The 16,215-nt window shown below is 60.0% G+C and carries 22 protein-coding genes and 1 pseudogene; 4 read left to right on the top strand and 19 right to left on the bottom strand.

Annotation, left to right across the window (positions count from 1 at the left end):
- Positions 1-253: 253 nt before the first annotated feature.
- From hepT to PC39_RS08490, 11 genes and pseudogenes are all read right to left on the bottom strand, one after another.
- Positions 254-672 (bottom strand): annotated as a pseudogene (gene hepT / locus PC39_RS08540) (type VII toxin-antitoxin system HepT family RNase toxin).
- Positions 660-1,064: a type VII toxin-antitoxin system MntA family adenylyltransferase antitoxin gene (gene mntA / locus PC39_RS08535; protein WP_353252959.1), complete on the bottom strand. Its 405-nt coding sequence runs from the start codon at positions 1,062-1,064 to the stop codon at positions 660-662. Before mntA ends, hepT begins: the two are co-directional and overlap by 13 nt.
- Positions 1,065-1,199: 135 nt before the next feature.
- Complete coding sequence (locus PC39_RS08530) at positions 1,200-1,793, bottom strand: Tll0287-like domain-containing protein (protein WP_353252958.1); 594 nt, start codon at positions 1,791-1,793, stop codon at positions 1,200-1,202.
- 282 nt (positions 1,794-2,075) lie between these two features.
- Positions 2,076-3,140 carry an undecaprenyl/decaprenyl-phosphate alpha-N-acetylglucosaminyl 1-phosphate transferase gene (locus PC39_RS08525; RefSeq protein ID WP_353252957.1) on the bottom strand — a complete coding sequence of 355 codons (1,065 nt, stop codon included), beginning with the start codon at positions 3,138-3,140 and terminating at the stop codon, positions 2,076-2,078.
- A 400-nt stretch (positions 3,141-3,540) separates the two neighbouring features.
- Positions 3,541-5,022 (bottom strand): capsule assembly Wzi family protein, encoded by a 1,482-nt coding sequence (locus tag PC39_RS08520; protein ID WP_353252956.1) that lies wholly within the window; start codon positions 5,020-5,022, stop codon positions 3,541-3,543.
- A gap of 5 nt (positions 5,023-5,027) precedes the next feature.
- Positions 5,028-6,173 (bottom strand): glycosyltransferase family 4 protein, encoded by a 1,146-nt coding sequence (locus tag PC39_RS08515; protein ID WP_353252955.1) that lies wholly within the window; start codon positions 6,171-6,173, stop codon positions 5,028-5,030.
- Positions 6,174-6,230: 57 nt separating this feature from the next.
- On the bottom strand, positions 6,231-7,379 hold the full coding sequence (locus PC39_RS08510) for a glycosyltransferase family 4 protein (RefSeq protein WP_353252954.1): 1,149 nt from the start codon (positions 7,377-7,379) through the stop codon (positions 6,231-6,233).
- 119 nt (positions 7,380-7,498) lie between these two features.
- Entirely contained in the window at positions 7,499-7,747 is a 249-nt protein-coding gene (locus PC39_RS08505; protein WP_353252953.1) for a type II toxin-antitoxin system Phd/YefM family antitoxin, read from the bottom strand.
- A gap of 59 nt (positions 7,748-7,806) precedes the next feature.
- Positions 7,807-8,742 carry a T6SS phospholipase effector Tle1-like catalytic domain-containing protein gene (locus PC39_RS08500; protein ID WP_353252952.1) on the bottom strand — a complete coding sequence of 312 codons (936 nt, stop codon included), beginning with the start codon at positions 8,740-8,742 and terminating at the stop codon, positions 7,807-7,809.
- A gap of 125 nt (positions 8,743-8,867) precedes the next feature.
- Positions 8,868-9,209 carry a hypothetical protein gene (locus PC39_RS08495; RefSeq protein WP_353252951.1) on the bottom strand — a complete coding sequence of 114 codons (342 nt, stop codon included), beginning with the start codon at positions 9,207-9,209 and terminating at the stop codon, positions 8,868-8,870.
- Positions 9,210-9,233: 24 nt separating this feature from the next.
- Complete coding sequence (locus tag PC39_RS08490) at positions 9,234-9,386, bottom strand: hypothetical protein (protein ID WP_353252950.1); 153 nt, start codon at positions 9,384-9,386, stop codon at positions 9,234-9,236.
- A 261-nt stretch (positions 9,387-9,647) separates the two neighbouring features.
- Between PC39_RS08490 and PC39_RS08485 the strand changes: the two genes are divergently transcribed.
- Complete coding sequence (locus tag PC39_RS08485) at positions 9,648-9,983, top strand: helix-turn-helix domain-containing transcriptional regulator (RefSeq protein WP_353252949.1); 336 nt, start codon at positions 9,648-9,650, stop codon at positions 9,981-9,983.
- Positions 9,984-10,022: 39 nt separating this feature from the next.
- On the opposite strand, the gene PC39_RS08480 is transcribed toward PC39_RS08485, so the two are convergent.
- From PC39_RS08480 to PC39_RS08465, 4 genes are all read right to left on the bottom strand, one after another.
- On the bottom strand, positions 10,023-10,556 hold the full coding sequence (locus PC39_RS08480; RefSeq protein ID WP_353252948.1) for a preprotein translocase subunit SecB: 534 nt from the start codon (positions 10,554-10,556) through the stop codon (positions 10,023-10,025).
- Complete coding sequence (locus PC39_RS08475; RefSeq protein WP_353252947.1) at positions 10,553-11,062, bottom strand: toxin-antitoxin system HicB family antitoxin; 510 nt, start codon at positions 11,060-11,062, stop codon at positions 10,553-10,555. The genes PC39_RS08480 and PC39_RS08475 overlap by 4 nt, the downstream gene beginning before the upstream one ends.
- Positions 11,059-11,355, bottom strand: a complete 297-nt coding sequence (locus tag PC39_RS08470; protein ID WP_353252946.1) for a type II toxin-antitoxin system HicA family toxin — start codon at positions 11,353-11,355, stop codon at positions 11,059-11,061. The genes PC39_RS08475 and PC39_RS08470 overlap by 4 nt, the downstream gene beginning before the upstream one ends.
- 148 nt (positions 11,356-11,503) lie before the next feature.
- Entirely contained in the window at positions 11,504-12,064 is a 561-nt protein-coding gene (locus PC39_RS08465; RefSeq protein ID WP_353252945.1) for a hypothetical protein, read from the bottom strand.
- Between the two features lie 112 nt (positions 12,065-12,176).
- Here PC39_RS08465 and PC39_RS08460 point away from each other — a divergent pair, with 112 nt between their 5' ends.
- The gene (locus PC39_RS08460; RefSeq protein ID WP_353252944.1) at positions 12,177-12,311 is read left to right on the top strand and encodes a transposase; all 135 of its coding nucleotides are present in this window, start codon (positions 12,177-12,179) and stop codon (positions 12,309-12,311) included.
- Here PC39_RS08460 and PC39_RS08455 read toward each other — a convergent pair.
- Both PC39_RS08455 and PC39_RS08450 read right to left on the bottom strand, forming a co-directional pair.
- Positions 12,273-12,623 carry a nucleotidyltransferase domain-containing protein gene (locus PC39_RS08455; protein WP_353252943.1) on the bottom strand — a complete coding sequence of 117 codons (351 nt, stop codon included), beginning with the start codon at positions 12,621-12,623 and terminating at the stop codon, positions 12,273-12,275. The two genes, PC39_RS08460 and PC39_RS08455, sit on opposite strands and share 39 nt — an antisense overlap.
- Positions 12,569-13,636 carry an HD domain-containing protein gene (locus tag PC39_RS08450; RefSeq protein WP_353252942.1) on the bottom strand — a complete coding sequence of 356 codons (1,068 nt, stop codon included), beginning with the start codon at positions 13,634-13,636 and terminating at the stop codon, positions 12,569-12,571. The genes PC39_RS08455 and PC39_RS08450 overlap by 55 nt, the downstream gene beginning before the upstream one ends.
- A gap of 155 nt (positions 13,637-13,791) precedes the next feature.
- On the opposite strand from PC39_RS08450, the gene PC39_RS08445 reads away from it, so the two are divergent.
- Positions 13,792-14,046 (top strand): ribbon-helix-helix domain-containing protein, encoded by a 255-nt coding sequence (locus PC39_RS08445; RefSeq protein WP_353252941.1) that lies wholly within the window; start codon positions 13,792-13,794, stop codon positions 14,044-14,046.
- Positions 14,047-14,463 carry a putative toxin-antitoxin system toxin component, PIN family gene (locus PC39_RS08440; protein ID WP_353252940.1) on the top strand — a complete coding sequence of 139 codons (417 nt, stop codon included), beginning with the start codon at positions 14,047-14,049 and terminating at the stop codon, positions 14,461-14,463. It begins immediately after the preceding gene.
- 16 nt (positions 14,464-14,479) lie between these two features.
- On the opposite strand, the gene PC39_RS08435 is transcribed toward PC39_RS08440, so the two are convergent.
- The gene (locus tag PC39_RS08435; protein WP_353252939.1) at positions 14,480-15,049 is read right to left on the bottom strand and encodes an NnrU family protein; all 570 of its coding nucleotides are present in this window, start codon (positions 15,047-15,049) and stop codon (positions 14,480-14,482) included.
- A gap of 38 nt (positions 15,050-15,087) precedes the next feature.
- Positions 15,088-16,209, bottom strand: a complete 1,122-nt coding sequence (locus PC39_RS08430; protein WP_353252938.1) for an acyltransferase family protein — start codon at positions 16,207-16,209, stop codon at positions 15,088-15,090.
- Positions 16,210-16,215: the final 6 nt, after the last annotated feature.

The raw sequence follows: 16,215 nt of genomic DNA, 5'->3' as shown, positions 1-16,215 counted from the left end.
ACGCCTCTCGTCTGCCGGCCACACGTGAGATAGAGAGAGAGAGACAGCCCGGACGACGATACAACCGAGCAGCCCTTTGCTCATGAGGCAGAGGCTGTCCAACCAGCCCCCTCTCCCCTTGGGCAGATCCGTGCAACCAAAAGCCCCTCTACCCCTTGGGGAGATTTGTACAACGTACAACCAAAATCCCCTCTCCCCCTTGGGGAGAGGGCTAGGGAGAGGGGGCTGGCCTTCCCCCCGCAGGGGGCACTGCCTAAACACCCGTGATCTGAGAATTCACCGCTTGTGCGAACCGGCGAAAATCGTCCAAATGCTGCCAAGTGATCGCGTGAACGATGTCCCAATCAATCTTTTGATAGTTATGAACGGCCACGTTGCGAAAGCCCACTGCCGCTTTCAGGTGCGTACAGAGTTCCTCGTCGATTACCTTGAGCTTTGCCAAGCCGTCGAAGGCTTGCCCATGGTCGCGGGAATCGGCTCCTCGCTTGCGGCCAGGACATGCATCGCCATATCCACGCATAGTTGCACCGCACGCGTGAGATTCAGAGTAAGGATATCCTGGCGATCGACGTCTTCCCGCAAAGCCTCGGGAGAGGAAACCCGCCTGTCTTCAAGCCGACGCACGCACTTGCGCAACGCCTCCAGCTTTTCGGCGAGAACTATTTGATCCACGCTTCTCGACGCTCCTTGAGCGAGCGGATTCGATAAGGCATGAAATCGGCGCTATCGACGAGCATCCGATAGGCCTGCTCGGGATAACTGGCACCGTCCCGACTGAACACCACCCTTCCTTCAAGCAAAGCGCTGCGTACGACCGGGATACCAGAGGATCGCAAATCCACGAGATCGACCGGCCTCCCTGTCGCCATGGATAACCCCTCCATGAGCGACATGCGCCTGCCGGAAGTCAACGGACGATCCGCTAGTACCGCCACATCAAGATCGCTCTCGGCGGTCGCCCGTCGGCGAGCTACGGAGCCGAATACGATTCCCAGACGGATGTCCCGCTGTTCGGCGAGAAAACTCGCGACTCGATCAAGCGGATTGTCGTTACCAGTGTCCATGCGGGTCAGTATACATCCGCATAAGGGGCATGAACCTACCAAAACCCCTCATCCTGACCTTCTCCCCGCCGGGGAGAAGGGACCAGGAACCTACCGCTCCAAGGCGCAGAGTTCACGGACTCACTGTGTATGATCCTAAAGCGGCTTCCGCAACGTGAACGCCCCCCGGATATCCCCGACCGAGAACCCGCGCGCCTTGTCCTCCGGGTAGAGTTCGTCCAGCTTGTCCGCCACCGCCGGCGCCAGCTCGGCACCATGGCAGGACACGCATAGCGGCTGGGTCGGGATCGCGCGCATGTAGCGCGCCACGGGCTTACCGGCGGCATTCTCCAAGACCTCGAAGCGCGTCAGTTCCGAGGCCGGCACGCCCGCGGCACGGCGGGCCTCGAAATCGGCCAGGACTTCTCGTTCCCAGGCATCCGGCTCGTTATCCGGATTCCGCACCTTGAGGCTGGTGCGCGCCACTTGCCAATCGCCTGTCGCCGACACCGACGACGCGATCCGCGGGGCATCAACATGACAAACCTCGATCGCGGCGACAGGACCGCCTTCCCTCATGCCAGCCTGCAGACGGGCCTTCAGATCGGTGGAGAAACGACCGATCATATGATCGGCTTCCTGCGTCAAGGCCGCCTCGTCCACTTCCGGCACGGCCGATCGCTCCGAGCAGCCCAGACCGACTACCAGCAGGACGCCCAAGAGACCCGCGGCACGAAACGGGAAACGCATGCGTACCTCGTCTATTGCCGAACCATGGCTCGAGCATGCCAAAAGCTGGGGCCCATGGAGTGATGTGGATCAATCCGAACGGTGCGATTGACGGCAAAGGATGTTGAACGTTTCCGCTGGGTCCCGGATCGCTCGGCCATACGGCCGACTTCCTCCTCCCCCCTCCGGGAGAGGGTTAGAGTGAGGGGACCTTCTCCCCACAGGGGAGAAGGAACCAAGAAATTACCGTCTAAAGGCGGGGATTTACTGATCCCCTATTCCTGACTTTAAAGGAACCGGCCTTCAGCCGGTGACCTCGGCCGCATCCCCGCGCCGGGGCACCAGCTTCCGCCAGGCGAAGGTCGAACAGGCGACGAAGACGAAGAACGCCAGGACGAAGCCGATTGCCAGGGCGACTTCGGGCGCGCCCAGCGCCTCCGCCAACAGACCGACGACCGCGGGTATCGCGGCCATCGCCAGCCAGGTGAGCGTGGCGATGCCGGGCGGCATGCCGGCCTCGAGCAGCAGGTGATGGAAGTGGCTGCGGTCGGCCTTGAAGGGACTCTCGCCGCGCATCAGGCGGCGTGCGACCAGATAGGTGGTATCCCAGACCGGCAGCGCGAAAATCCAGACCATGGTGATCGGCCGGAACACCGGCTGCTCGCCTTGCGAGAGATCGACCGCGAACCACACCATGGCGAAGCCGAGAGCGAGGCTTCCGGCATCCCCGAGGAACACGCTGGCGGAATGGCGCAGCGGCGTACGCAGGTTGAACACCAGGAACGCGGCGGTGCCCGCCAGCAGGAACAGCAATACCGGCGCGGCCGGCGAACCGTCTGCAACGGCCCCGGCGGCGAGGATCGCGAACACCATCGCCGCGAAACTCCCGGCGAGCCCGTCGAGCCCGTCGATCATGTTGATGCCGTTGACCAGGCTGACCACGGCGAACACGGTGAAGCCGACGGCCAGACCGCCAGTAACGACCTGCTGGTGTCCGCCGAAGATCGGCCCCAGCGAATACAACGCCACGCCCTCGAGCCAGCACATGAAAAAGACCACGATCGCGATCTCGATAGCCAGTCGACGGGGCGCCGGGACATGCACGCGGTCATCGAAAACACCCAACACGGTAATGGATGCCAGCGCCAGTCCAAGCCCAAGCATGCCCGGATAATCGGAAAATAGGCCGCCGTACAGCATCACTACCGGCACGATGCCGAGTCCGCCGCAAAGCGGGATTTCCTTCAGGTGTTGCTTGCGTCCACCCGGCCTATCGACGTGGCCGAACCGGCGCGCAAGTGGCCGCAGCAATTGAATCAACGCAATAACGGTGAGGAACGCGAGAACGGAAACTGCGATCAATTCCATTGTGCCTGTCCGGTTGGCCCCTCGTGCCAAAGGCTATACCGCCCCGGCATCGATACATCACCAGCGTCTGTCCGCCAAACCTTGCCGGCATGACCCGACATGGCGCCCATCCCCTGTGCGCATGCGACATTTTCGCGCACATGCCGGGACTTGCAGGGATCGTATCCGAGACAAAAAATGATGGCCGCCCCCATCTGGGGGGCCGTCATCTAGAGTGGATAAGCGTATAAATCCCACCCCTGTCAATCCCGGATACGATGTCATCAACGGCGCGCTCTTCCTGATCGTGCGCTAGCACTAAGCAACCTGCAAGAGATATGCCGGCTACGCAAGGATACGCCAGTTTCCGTGACCGGAATATGATACCCGAAAGATCGAACTATCTGGGTGGCGGCCGATGTCAGCGAAACTCGCGGCTCAAGCCCAACCAGGCATGCGTATCGGATTCGTTGTCGTCGGTGGCGGGATCGCGCCGAGTATAGCCAACGCCCAGCTCAATGCGGCCGAAGCCGAATTGTCCGGCATAGCCCAGATCGATACTGGACAGATCCTCGCGGCCCGGACCAGTCAGGGCATTAAAACTCGAATCGCCACGATTCAACTCCCCCTCGTTGAGACTCGCGCGCAGGGTATGGGCACCGGAAAGCCGCAGGATGCCGGTGATCGAATTGAGCGAGGCATCGCCATCGGCCGCGTGACCGATGGACCGGCCTCGGTAGCGATACCCGCTGCGGAAGACAGTATTGTTGTAGGCAATCCCGAAATCTCCCTCACCCAGGACATCCGCCTTGGTATCGATGCGTTCGTAGACGAGGCGCCAGCCCATGCCCGAATCGCCGATGGCACCCCATAATTCCAGCCCCGCCTGACCCATCATCTTGAAGGGGCGACCGCCCTTCTCGTCCTCGCCGGTCAGCTCGCCATAGACAGCCGCGTTCCACCAGGGCAAACGCCAGCGGGCATCAATACCGCCTAGCTGGTTGATGTCTTCGCCACTGCCCAGAGAGGGGTTAGTAGGATTGGATTGCCCGGTAAGCACATCCGCAATGGTGCCTAAATCGACATCGTTGCCATCGCCACCGAACTGCGCGGAGCGGCTCAACCCGATCTCCAGGCTCTCCAGCGGCCGGAAGCTGAAACGGAATCCCCATAGCAGCGCGTCCGGCACCGCGCGGTCGGTTTCAAGCTTTTCCAGGAAGGTCGTCAGGGACCAGGGGCCCATCCAGCTCAACCAGCCGGACTCGAACGGCTCGCTGGTTACGCGCTGGAACGTGATGCCGGGCCGCGGCCGGGGATTGTTCGACATTATCAGACCGCTCTGCCAGGCAGGCCCCCAGTAGCGATCCAACCAACCACCGGCAATCATCCAGTTACCGATCACGGCACCAAGCCAGGTGCCGTCCGGCCGCACTTCCTTGTCGTCGTCGGGGTCGTGGGCATAGGATAGCTCCACCCGGCCCGCCACGCCATGGCTGATGAACTCCGTGTAAAGACCGCCCTCCACTTCGGCGCGCGGCGTATCCTTGAACCCCCGCAGGAACTGCGGCTCGGTGCCGCCACGCACGTAGACGCCACTACGTGCCTCGGTCGTACGTTTACGCATCCGCAACTGCCACCGCACACGCGCCAGGGCCGCCGCGACATCGGGTGCCCTGTCGGCGTCGCTATCGACACCCGCGAGGTCGGCCGCGATCTGCGGCCAAGGCAACGGCCACGTCGTCACCGGGCCGCGCAGGAGGCCGGCATCCGCAAGCAACTGGATGTCGTGCCGCAACCCGGTATCGCCCGGCATCGCGAGCGTCATCGCACCCGCTTGACCGATACCCAGGCCCAGGCTCGCGGCGAACACGAGTACCCTCAGATTCCATTTCAAAAAGCGCATAGGGATCAGGCCGTTACCGCTAGCATGGTGGAGATCAATTGCCGGTTGACCGAGCGCACATCATACAGGGTCTCCGCCCGCTGTCGCCCGGCACGTCCGAACTCGCCGACCAGCGCCGGACGCTCGATAAAACGCCGCATGGCCTCCGCCAGGCTGTCGGCATCCCTGACCGGCACCAGGTATCCGCACTCGCCGTCGACGATGGCATCGCGGCAACCCGGGTTGTCGGTGGTGATCACCGGACGGGCCATCGCCATGGCCTCGAGAATGCTGCGAGGCAAACCTTCCCGGTAGTAGGTCGGCAACACGAAGACACTGGAACCGGCCAGATAAGGCCGCACGTCCGCGACCTGTCCGGGCCATTCCAGGATCCCGTCCGCGACCCAGCCCTCGACCTCCGAGCGGTCCAACGAATCCGGGTTGTCATCCGGCTGGCCCAGGAGCAGGAATCGGACCTCGGGATATTGTTCCTTGATGACCCGAGCAGCCCGCGCGTAAACACGCACGCCCTTCTCCGCGATCAAGCGCGCGGCAAGCACGAAGGTCATCGGTTCGACGACGGGCTCCGTCGCCGCATAGCGGTCGAGGTCGATCCCGATGCCGGGCAGCATGTCGATCCGCTCGGGCGCCACCATGCGCCGACTCACGAACAGCTCGCGGTCGTCGCTGTTAAGCACTAGGACATGCTGGGCCCGGCGCAACGCGAAACGGTACAAGCCTGTGACCGCCATGCGCAGGAGCCGCCGCTTGAGACTGCCGTCGGCCTCGGAGGCGAACACATACCCCGCCCCCTCGATCAGAGCCACACGCCGCGGCACGCGCGCCAGCCAGGCCGCGAGCGTGCCGTAGATCACGGGCTTGATGAAATAGCACAGGGCGACGTCGATACGCAGACGCCGCAGCAGGCGCCAGAGCGCGAACATCGACCGCAGGTCGGCCACGGGATTCAGGCCGACCCGCTGCAGGGGATAAGCCACCGGCTCCGCCCCCAGCTCTCGGACACCGGCGCGTGTCGCCTCGTCGAAATCCGGCGCGAAGGCATAGACCCGATGCCCCGCCGCCACCAGATCCCGGATCAACGGCCCGCGGAAATTGATCGCCGCAAAGGCTTGGTTACCGATCAGCGCGATCCGCCGTACCGAAGAATCCATCCCATTCCCAATCGATGCGAACCTCCCCTTCCCCGAAGGGGGACCGAGGGGGATTTCCTAAATGTCCCGAAGCAACGCCAACACCATCCGGTGCTGCTTGCGCTGGTCGAAATGCTCTTTCGCCCGAAGCCGCCCGGCATCACCCAAGCGCCGACGCAGCCCGGCATCAATACACAAGCGCTGCAGCTTCGCCGAGAGATCCTCGGCATCCTCGGGCTCGAACAGCAAGCCCGTCTCATTCTCGGCCACCACTTCCGGAATGCCGCCGGTGCGCGCTCCCAACACGGTGGTACCCGCCGCCATGGCCTCGGCGCAGACGCGGCCCATGCCCTCGTGCCGCGACGGCACGACCAACAAATCCAGCGCATGCATGACGGCGGGCACATCGTCACGATGCCCAAGCCAGGTGACCGACGGATGGTCGCGGTTTGGCAGCCCCTCGGCCCATTGCCGGTCCTCATCCGACTCGGGCGCCCCGACCAGCACTAACCGGGCGTCGGGACAGACCTCCAGCAACCGCGGCCACACCGCCAGCAGGCGATCCTGTCCCTTGCGGGGCGTCACGGTGCCGACCATGCCCACCAGGAGCCCCTTGTTATCGTCAGCCGGCAAACCGAGATCGGCCGCCTGAGCCCCATCTATAGCCTCGATATCGACCCCGTTGGGCACCACGCGGATACGCCGCCGGAACAGCCGCCGCTGCCAGGCCGGATACTTGACCGTCACGGCCCGGGATATGACCAGGTTCAGTGTCACCAAGGGCAACTGGAACCAGTCGAGCAGCCCGTGCGGCTTGTCCAGCTTGTCCCAGGTCATCACCGGAATGCGCCGCAGTCCGGCCGCAATCCCCACGGTCAACAGCCCCCGCATGTCGTTGCAGTAGATGGCCGTCGGCCGCAGCCGACCCAGCTCCCGCCACAGGCGCACGACATAAGAGAAAACCTGCCAAAGCACCTTGAGGCGCGTCAGCACGCTGTCCCGATACACCGCACCGCCATAGCGATCCAGCAGTGCGGGCTGCGGCCAAACCACGACCTCGTGCCCCAGCTCCCGCAACCGCGCCGGCATCGGACCCTCCCCCGGCACCACCGTCACGCACCGCCTGTCGAGCCCACCGGCGGCATCGAGCAAGGCCAACAACGTCCGCTGCTGGCCGGCGATCACCTGCGGATAACTCTCGACGAACAGGAAGGGCCCCCGGCTCATGAACGCATTCTACGACAAAGCGGCGAAACCATTCGCAGCGCTATGCAATCTCCAGCCTTCGTGCAGAAAGTAGGCCGGGATAAGCGCGTCAGCGCGTTCCCGGCACTCCGGAAACTACTTCATCGCCCTTTACCGACAAGACGAGGTACCTCTCGAAAACGATCCACGGTCTCCTGCACATCGATATCACGATCCCGCCACATGCCGAATGCAGGGTTGCGCGAGTCATTCCGTACTCGCTGCTTTTCCAGCCCGACCACTCGTGCGCACGGCTTGCCCCGCCAAGTCACGACGACTTCCTCGCCGCGCGCGGCAGCCGCCAATACTTCCTTCGTATGCAGACGCAAATGCTTAGCCGTGGTTTTCATCGGAATCTCGGCCTGATGTTGAAACCAAGTGACTCCTCATGGCAGCACTTCAGTGCGATTCACTCATCCACGTAATTCGCCTCCGCCGGCAGATTCGCGGGCCGATAATCCGGCGCTTGCTCGCACCGCTCCCGAACCGAGCTATGCACCAGAGCCGACTTCGCGATCGAGCGTCGCCGGGCCCCGAAGGGCTTCCATATCCCGGTGTAGGAGTCATGCAATGGTCCGCAGGGATCGGGATCGAACCGCTCTACGGCACTGGCCTTGAACTTCAGGCCATGGCCGTACGCACAGTCGATCATCCATTTCAGCGCGATATCCGACAGCCCGGTTTCCTCATACCCACCGCCGATATCCGAATGCACCCCCGCGAACCAGACCTGTCGTACGCGATCGTCCTTGTTCCATCTAAGCACCCGAAAGAAACGGCGCCGCTCGTCGATCGCCATGGCGTGATAGCCATGCTCGACGCAGTCAGGCAGCTTGTGATCGTCGAAATCCTCGTCGGTCGTGGTCTTGACCGTATCCCAGACACCCAACACGGCCACCGGCACGTCGACGAGAAAGCCCCGCTCCTTCAGATCGCCCATGCTGTCGTTATCGCGGTTGAGGTAGAGCCGCCACGCCAACTCAACATCATCCGCCTCGGTCGGCACCCCGCACCTGGAAACCAAGCCGGCCAGTCGGCGTGCCGCATAGGCACCGCGGCTGAAACCGAAGATGAATATCCTGTTCCTCTCGGCCGGCCACTCCGAGTCCGAGAAGCGATTGCTCAGGAAGCGGTACGCCCCCAGAATCTGGCGATCCAGCCCCTGCCCATAGATACCACCAGGCAAGGCCTCCATGTGCGCCGTGCCGACGCCTTCCTCGTAATGCTGAACCTGTCCTGAGGCGGACAATGCCCGCAGCAGCTTAGCGACGTTGGTATCCGGCGGCATCTGGGTCTCGTTCCAGGTGCCGTCACATCCGATGACCAAATTACGCATTTCAGACATTGCCTCGCCCTCCCTGGCGTATCAATCAAAGTCCGTCACCCCGAAGCGCACCCCTTCCGTCATCCCTGAAAGGCGCAAAGCGCCTTATCCGGGATCCAGCAAGGAAACATTAGAGGCGATTTCCTCTACTGTCCTGGCTCGTACAAATCCTCACCATCATCCGAGCCGCCGCCCCCATCGCACCACCATTCCGCCGTCTGCGGCACGTACAAACCCAGGGAAGCGATGGAAGCCAAGGCATAGGCCACATTGGTGTGATAGCGGACACGATAGAGCCCGCGTCCGCCGTCACACTTCGTCACCGGCGGCGAAGTCCAGTCGAAACCATAATAGGAGCCGTGCACGGTATGCGTGCCCGCCCGTGAATCGGGGGTCTTCTGTCCGTCGCCCTCGATGGTCATGGTCGCGCAGCCGGCCAACGCGAAGACTATCCAGAGAGCCAACATCATCCGATACAGATCAGCCATCACGCCTCCTTGCGTTCGTCATGTTCACCGGGAGTGCCCGCCGGTGCCCTGCACCGCAGCAACATCACGCGACACACGTCGCGGCATTTCACTCAGCATCCCATGCGTACGACGCTCAGCCCGCTCGCGCACGTCTTCCGGTAACCGGCGTTTGAGTTCCTCGAAATCGCGCGCCATGAGAATCCCTCCTCCAAGCAGCCATCCGCCACGATCCAGTGTACATGCATCTTAAGAGGTCGGCCGTCCACCACAGCCACCGTGTACAGTGGATCACTTTCGCGCATAGTAACGTTAGCGTTACTTTCAAGGACGAAGGTGGAGTGTGCTGGAAGTACAGGAATATCTGGATACCACCGGCCGTTCCCCGTTCGGGCGTTGGTTCAAGAAACTCGATTCGATGGCAGGATTACAAATCACGAAAGCGCGAGGCTTGATGACATGGTACTGACGCGGGCATTCCAGGAGACGGTACGAGAACGTGCACAGACAGACCCGGCTTACCGGATCGCCATGCTATCCGAAGCAGCGGAAGAACTGCTCGCGGGGCAAGCGGCCAGCGCCCGGTCCATTTTACGAAGCTATATCAATGCAACCTTGGGCTTCGAGACTCTTGCTGCCGAAACCGGGATCGCTGTAAAAAGCCTGCATCGCATGTTCAGCGCTCGTGGCAACCCGACGCTATCGAACCTGACGCGTGTGCTGCAGACATTGGAGGCACACGAAGGCGTTTCACTGGAGGTAACCGCACGACCGTCTACGAAGTTGCTCGTGTGAAAGCGAGGCTCTCATTCCGGGGATTATGCGATGCCTACCCTATGTCCCCTCTTTTGAAGACGCCTCCTGGCTCGCATTGCGGGCAAATTGCACGGCCGGCACCGTCACTTTCGGCAAATTCATGCGCGTGCATTGGCTCATCAAATATTCGCGCCAATAGGGCCACACATGGTAGCTCGCATTCTTCAATGCGAATGCGCGCATGGCTTTCTTGTCGAGCTGTTCCGACATTTCGTACTCGGCCACGAAGCAGGCCTCGATACAAGCGCACGTTGGCGGCTCTTCATCGCTTGGTTCCAACTTCAAAGATTCGTCGCCCCTCTCCGTCGGCGCATTGAGTCGCATGCCCATCTCGATCAGAACGCGGAAGAGCAATTGCTGCTCGCCCGAATCGGATTCAAGCGTTGCGACCTGCGATTGGGTTACCCGATGTTTCCACGCGACGTCCAGCGTCTCGGGATCGCTGTATTGCGGCTCGAAATCGTCCGCAAGCCAAGATTCAGACCGGCTAATGAATACATCGCGGATGCCCAATGCATCAATCGCACGTTGGAGAGCAGCGTCGGTCGTCATTGGCAAGCAACGTCGTCGACTTCCTCTTTCGGATAGTCGTTTCGAGAGACGACTTTGAGGTGCGCACGCTGCTTAACACCTCCTGCGTCAGGGTATCGCTGCCAAGCTGTGGCCGACTCCGTCGTGGCCGTTGCCCGAGCGGCATATCCGCTCCAGTAGTTCAGAACATTCACGATATGTTGGTTTAGACTCACACCTTCGGCGTTCGCGGCCGCATCCAATGCGCGATGCAGACTCCGCGGCAGACGCAGCGTTACCCGCCCACTGAAATCCTTGGCCGGGGCATACGGTACGGGCATGCAGCGGCCCTGTTCGGTCAATGCGGCATGAGTAACTTCCACGGTATCCAGTGCCAGGGCATAAGCCTCATCGGCTGTATCGCCATACTCGGCCACATCCGGGAGTTCGCGAACAGTGGCCTCGAAGCAGGTCTCTTCGTCGAATTCACCCTTGCGCACGATGATGGTATAGCGGCTGGCATCAAACATATCGGTTTCCTTCGTCACTCGGGATCCGAGTCGTGCTGTTCAAGGTAGAAACGCAAATCGTCGTCGTGCCATTCCAGCACGCGAAGCACATTGGTGATATAGGCCGGCTTGATCTCCGGATTCTTTCCATGACCGCAGTTGAAACCAAGCGAGTGAAAATCGGGGAGATACGGATGTGTGCATATCTTGTGACCGCCACGCTTGCCGTCACGGACCTCGAAGCCAAGGGATTCCATGAGCTGAACCAATTCGCGACATCGAATGCTCTTCTTCGAGGCTATGAGCCGCTGACGCGTCTCATCCAGACCCATGCACCCTCCCTGTGACACCATATATAGTGTCACATGGCATCCCTTCAAGACAAGCGATGTATCCCATGATCTTCAGTAGCCGCTCAATCGTTGGAGCCTCCAACGAATCCGGGCGATTCAACCGTAAAACCGTCCAGTTTTACAAATTCTATTCATCAACAATATTTCGAGGCTCAAAAAATGAGACACATTTTTTCTGCCCTCCCTTGAGCTTATAAGCAGGCACAATGTAAGTGAAAACATTCATATTATCTGCCAAATGCTGAAGAGTATGCTCTAGATCACTTTCCTTCCCTAAAATCAAATCCTCATAAATACCTTTTCTTTCCTCGCTTATTATGAGAACAAGAATTACGAAACGATAGCGTAATCTATATAGATAACCTTGCCCAATAGCATCTTTTAAACCAGCATATTTGACGAATTTAATTTCAACTGCGATACCATTTTCATCAAGAGACATATCCGGCCTATGTTGCTTGCCGAAGCAATAGACACCCTTTACCGCTACAGATTTATCTATTTGCGTAATTACCTCGGCGTTGAAAGTGCCTTCTTCGGAATTCAAAAGGGTTGAGGCAAAGCCGTTCTCAAAATCCCTTTCATTCTTCCCAGTCGTATGAAATGCATAGCGAGTGATTAAATCATTCAGGGTATGAACATCGTCCCAATAACGACCATACCTTTTCCCTTTTTCAAAACTCATCATTCCCTCTTAAACTAGTTGAGTATTTATCCGACACCCACCCCTGCTGAGTGGGTTCTACCCCGTTGCCGCGGACACATCCGAAAAGGCTCATTATGGGCCGTGAAGGAGTGTTATGCCGCAACGAAGAAAGTGCAGCCTGGAATTCAAGGCCGAGGTGGCGGATCTCACCCGGGTCCCTGGTGCCAGTATTGGCGAGATAGCCCGGGATTTAGGCATAAACCCAAATGCTGACCCGCTGGTGCCGTGAGTTGAGCCGCCAGCCGAACAAGGCCTTTACGGGCTCGGACACGCCACGCGACCAGGAGTTGGCCACAGTCAAGCGCGATCTGCCCAGTCCATGCTCGAAATGACTAGCCTTTAGGCCCCTGTCGGAGATTATGAAATAGTCCAGATCGGAATCCTCGCACGCTTCCAAACGAGCAAGAGAGCCCACCGCGACTACGGAGAACTTTCCGGCCTGCTTGTAAGCCTCGAATTCCTTTGCGAATTCGTCTCGCAGCGTATCTAATTTCTGCTGCGACTGTGACGAAAGTCTTTCTTGTGCGGAATAGCCTTCCATTGCCATTGCCGAGTCCCTTCAGTGGATTCCGGCGCGTTGCCAGACAAGACACTCGCCTTCTTGGCGAGCCCGTAGCGTTCCTCCGAGAATAGCTCGGAGTTTATGAAATAGTCTCTTGCTACGAACCGAAATGCCCGCGGCTGTCCTTCCCTCACCTCCGATGACACGCGTCTCAGAGCCGAACCCAGCGATCCGTGTCTTTCGTCGGAGACCATGTCGTCCTCACTCAACTCCAACTTGCGAAAAAGGAACTGACCCGCGTAATCCGCCTCCAGGCCCCGCCTGCTGTGGACCAGGAAACGGTAGACGTCGTTCTTCGACCGCCAAAACCAGTCCATCGCCTCGAACCGCGAGTCGTCCTGTGTCAGGAACACGGCGCGGGTCATACGCAAAGGGAGATTCGTATCGAGATAGGCCTTGTCGTAATGCATCGCCCGGATGATGCCGTCGATGGTGTCGATGTTGATCCTGTGCCGGAACAAATCGCTCCCCGGCTCCTCGCTCCGACCCGAGATCAGCGACTTCAATCGTTCCGCATCGACGAACCGCTCCAATATCCCCCGCAGCGAACGTCCGGGACCAAAATGCCCATCGATCAGACGCTCCGCGAGATCATGGTGATTCATGCCGAAACGCGCCTTCAATACGCTCTCGGCGGAATGCGACAGAGGCGGATGACCGATATCGTGCAGGAGAGCCGCACATATCAAATGACGCTCCGTATCGGTGGAATATCCCCGAACCTTGGAGACATACTTCGCCAAAGCGGCCACGCCCAACGAGTGACTGAATCGCGTGCGACAGACCTTAGGCAAGACCCAGTCACCGACATAATCGATCGCACCTAGGAAAGAGATTCCCGACAGGCGTCCGAAGGCCTGACTGTCTATAACGTCGCCAAGAAAGGCGTCCTGCCTAACCTCGCGGATCAGCGAGGAATAACTCTCGGAAGGCGATTCCGCAGGAGTAGGATCCATCACATGCACCTGCACCGATTGACTCGATTCAACCATATCATCCTTGTTACCCGGCATGTGTCGAGCGCATCAAGCACCGCTCGTCCGCATTGGCTGTCTGCTTCCAATCAAGGCAACTACCCTGGCAGAGAAGCTTGTAACGAACCCAGTGTCACGACTAGAATGCTCATAGACACATAGACACGCAGCGAATGATGAGCGAACAAGCACGCTGGCACCTCAAAATCTCCGAAGAAGCCGACCGTCAGGTACGAGGCTACTTGGCGGAGCGGGGTTACAAAAAAGGGGATCTCTCCCGTTTCGTCGAGGAAGCGGTGCGCTGGCGAGTCCTGGATCGTACGACCGAGGAAATCCGGGACCGATTCACCGATCTGAGCGACGAGGAAATCGACCGGATCAGCCAGGAAGCGATCCGTTTCGCCCGTATGGCCAAGCGGACAGGCTAAGTGCGGGTCGTTCTCGATACGAACATCCTGCTCTCGGCCCTGATCTCCCCTCACTCCCCGCCCTTTCGAATCTACCAATCCTGGCGGCAAGGTCGATACGAGCTCGTGACGAGCGCTGGACAGTTGGATGAATTAAGCGCGGCGAGCCGCTACCCACGATTGCGCGAGCGCATTACACCCGCCGAAGCCGGGCGCATGGTGAACCTGATACGAGCCAACGCAACGCTGATAGAGAAGACGCCGGCCGTTTCGGCCAGCCCCGATCCCGATGACAACCTGATCCTAGCCATTGCGGAGGCCGGCACGGCCCACTATCTGGTAAGCGGTGATTTCGGCGACTTGATCGCACTCGGACGACACGCCGGCACACGTATCGTCACGGCTCGGACGTTTGCCGAGCAAATATTGAAAGAATAACGTCTTACGGATATAGCTAAGCCACCGGCACCCCAATCAACACCGGATGCAGCCAAAGCACAAACGCCACGTAAACACCCAACCCCAGCACCACCAGGATCACATCGTTGATCCCAGAAGACGGCAACGCCGGCACCTCGCGCATCGGCCGCCGTTTGAAGGAAATACGATCCGCCACGGCCCAGGCCAGGAAGGCGCCGAACAACACGACGTCGTGCAGCATGCCGTTGGCGAGAAGATGCGCCACCGCCCAGAGCTTCACCGCTACCAGCTGCGGGTGCTTCATCACTCGCTTGATATGCCCCGCCAGATACGGTGCCAGGAACAACACAAACACCGGCAACAGCAACAACATCGAGACATGACGCAGCCAAGCCGGCGGCATGTACAAGACAGTCGGATCGAGCCGCGCCATCCCGTAACCCTTCACGATAAGCACGAATCCCACGATGGAAACGAGCCCGTACAGCGCTTGCCAGGGATACTTGCCGATCCGCTGCACCATGCCATCGCGCCACTCGTGAGCGACGATGGAGATCGAATGCATCCCAAGGAAGATTGCGAGCCCTAAAAGTAATGTCGTCATCTTTGTCTCCGGGGTCGGGGACCGTGAAACTCAGCATTTCACTTCACAGTACGGGATGCCAGGAACGGATATACGGGCCGGTAGCCGTTGAGAGCCAGGACCGCACCCGGCCATACCCGCCCCAGCACGGATAGACCGAATATCACGCCAATGATCACGACCAATGGCGCCAAGGCGTACGTCGCGAGCGCCACCTCCGCCGAAGGCCCCAAAATCGCCACGACACTCAAGCCCACGATCTTGAGCGTCGGGTAATGCCCGGCGTAGAGCAGGAACGAGAACGACCCGAAACGCGCCACCACCTCGGAATGCACCAGCCGGGCGATCCAGGGATACAACGAAACCAGGAAGACAAACCCCAGCGTCGTCGACAACCCGAAGGCCACACTGGCCGGCATGAACGGACCACCCTTGGCCAACGGCAACAGCAGGTAGCCGACACAACTCGCCAGCGACACCCAGGCCCGGCGATCCCGCAAGATCCGATCGAGCTTGTCGAGATCCAGGAAACGGGCCGCGACCACGCCCGCCAGGAACCAAACGATGGCCTCAGTGCTGACGATCTCCCACCATCCGGACCGGTTTTCGATCACGGTCGGCGTCGGCACCCAAAGCCAGACGACATAGGCCGCCGCGAGCAGCGCCGGCCCAACCCACCGTGGCAACACGAACAGCAACGGTGACAACGCCGTCAGAACAATCAGATCCCGCAGGAACCAGAGCTGCCCGGCAACGGGATCCACGAACAGCCTGTAAAGCACCGCCTCGACACCGGATGGCGCCTCTTGCGCACCCAGATCGAGGTTCCCCACCAAGCGAGCCAGCAGCAAAACCACCAGCCACAGCCCCGACCACAACAGGTAGGGCACGATCAGGCTGCGTCCCCGCTTGCGCAGCTTGCCGCCGATATCGCCGATTCCGTCCACGCCGACGAACAACAAAAATGCAGAGCAGAAAAAGAAGATCAGCAGCGATACGTGGAAGAGATTGTGCGACAGGTAGCCCTGAATCCAGGCAGACGGATCGGACCAATCCCCGGACGTGAATCCAACAGTCGTGCCATGGATATACACCACCATGACCGCTGCCACCGCGGTCAAAAAGCGAATATGGGCGCTTACCGCCGGGGGTATGGACGAAGAGGTAGAAGAACTAGCCATACTGCT

The sequence above is a fragment of the Salinisphaera sp. PC39 genome (assembly GCF_040361335.1).
Taxonomy (GTDB): Bacteria; Pseudomonadota; Gammaproteobacteria; order Nevskiales; family Salinisphaeraceae; genus APNM01.
Note: the sequence above shows the minus strand (reverse complement) of the source record. Positions and strands in the feature narration are given on the sequence as shown.

Excerpts from the sequence above, each read along its gene's own strand:
- PC39_RS08490 (WP_353252950.1), bottom strand. The coding sequence starts at position 9,386 with ATGGCGCGCGATTTCGAGGAACTCAAACGCCGGTTACCGGAAGACGTG.
- PC39_RS08485 (WP_353252949.1), top strand. The coding sequence starts at position 9,648 with ATGGTACTGACGCGGGCATTCCAGGAGACGGTACGAGAACGTGCACAG.
- PC39_RS08455 (WP_353252943.1), bottom strand. The coding sequence starts at position 12,623 with ATGGAAGGCTATTCCGCACAAGAAAGACTTTCGTCACAGTCGCAGCAG.
- PC39_RS08505 (WP_353252953.1), bottom strand. The coding sequence starts at position 7,747 with ATGAAAACCACGGCTAAGCATTTGCGTCTGCATACGAAGGAAGTATTG.
- PC39_RS08445 (WP_353252941.1), top strand. The coding sequence starts at position 13,792 with ATGATGAGCGAACAAGCACGCTGGCACCTCAAAATCTCCGAAGAAGCC.
- PC39_RS08460 (WP_353252944.1), top strand. The coding sequence starts at position 12,177 with ATGCCGCAACGAAGAAAGTGCAGCCTGGAATTCAAGGCCGAGGTGGCG.
- mntA (WP_353252959.1), bottom strand. The coding sequence starts at position 1,064 with ATGGACACTGGTAACGACAATCCGCTTGATCGAGTCGCGAGTTTTCTC.
- PC39_RS08530 (WP_353252958.1), bottom strand. The coding sequence starts at position 1,793 with ATGCGTTTCCCGTTTCGTGCCGCGGGTCTCTTGGGCGTCCTGCTGGTA.
- PC39_RS08525 (WP_353252957.1), bottom strand. The coding sequence starts at position 3,140 with ATGGAATTGATCGCAGTTTCCGTTCTCGCGTTCCTCACCGTTATTGCG.
- PC39_RS08435 (WP_353252939.1), bottom strand. The coding sequence starts at position 15,049 with ATGACGACATTACTTTTAGGGCTCGCAATCTTCCTTGGGATGCATTCG.
- PC39_RS08465 (WP_353252945.1), bottom strand. The coding sequence starts at position 12,064 with ATGATGAGTTTTGAAAAAGGGAAAAGGTATGGTCGTTATTGGGACGAT.
- PC39_RS08500 (WP_353252952.1), bottom strand. The coding sequence starts at position 8,742 with ATGTCTGAAATGCGTAATTTGGTCATCGGATGTGACGGCACCTGGAAC.
- PC39_RS08510 (WP_353252954.1), bottom strand. The coding sequence starts at position 7,379 with ATGAGCCGGGGGCCCTTCCTGTTCGTCGAGAGTTATCCGCAGGTGATC.
- PC39_RS08470 (WP_353252946.1), bottom strand. The coding sequence starts at position 11,355 with ATGGGTCTGGATGAGACGCGTCAGCGGCTCATAGCCTCGAAGAAGAGC.
- PC39_RS08495 (WP_353252951.1), bottom strand. The coding sequence starts at position 9,209 with ATGGCTGATCTGTATCGGATGATGTTGGCTCTCTGGATAGTCTTCGCG.
- PC39_RS08430 (WP_353252938.1), bottom strand. The coding sequence starts at position 16,209 with ATGGCTAGTTCTTCTACCTCTTCGTCCATACCCCCGGCGGTAAGCGCC.
- PC39_RS08450 (WP_353252942.1), bottom strand. The coding sequence starts at position 13,636 with ATGGTTGAATCGAGTCAATCGGTGCAGGTGCATGTGATGGATCCTACT.
- PC39_RS08515 (WP_353252955.1), bottom strand. The coding sequence starts at position 6,173 with ATGGATTCTTCGGTACGGCGGATCGCGCTGATCGGTAACCAAGCCTTT.
- PC39_RS08480 (WP_353252948.1), bottom strand. The coding sequence starts at position 10,556 with ATGACGACCGACGCTGCTCTCCAACGTGCGATTGATGCATTGGGCATC.
- PC39_RS08520 (WP_353252956.1), bottom strand. The coding sequence starts at position 5,022 with ATGCGCTTTTTGAAATGGAATCTGAGGGTACTCGTGTTCGCCGCGAGC.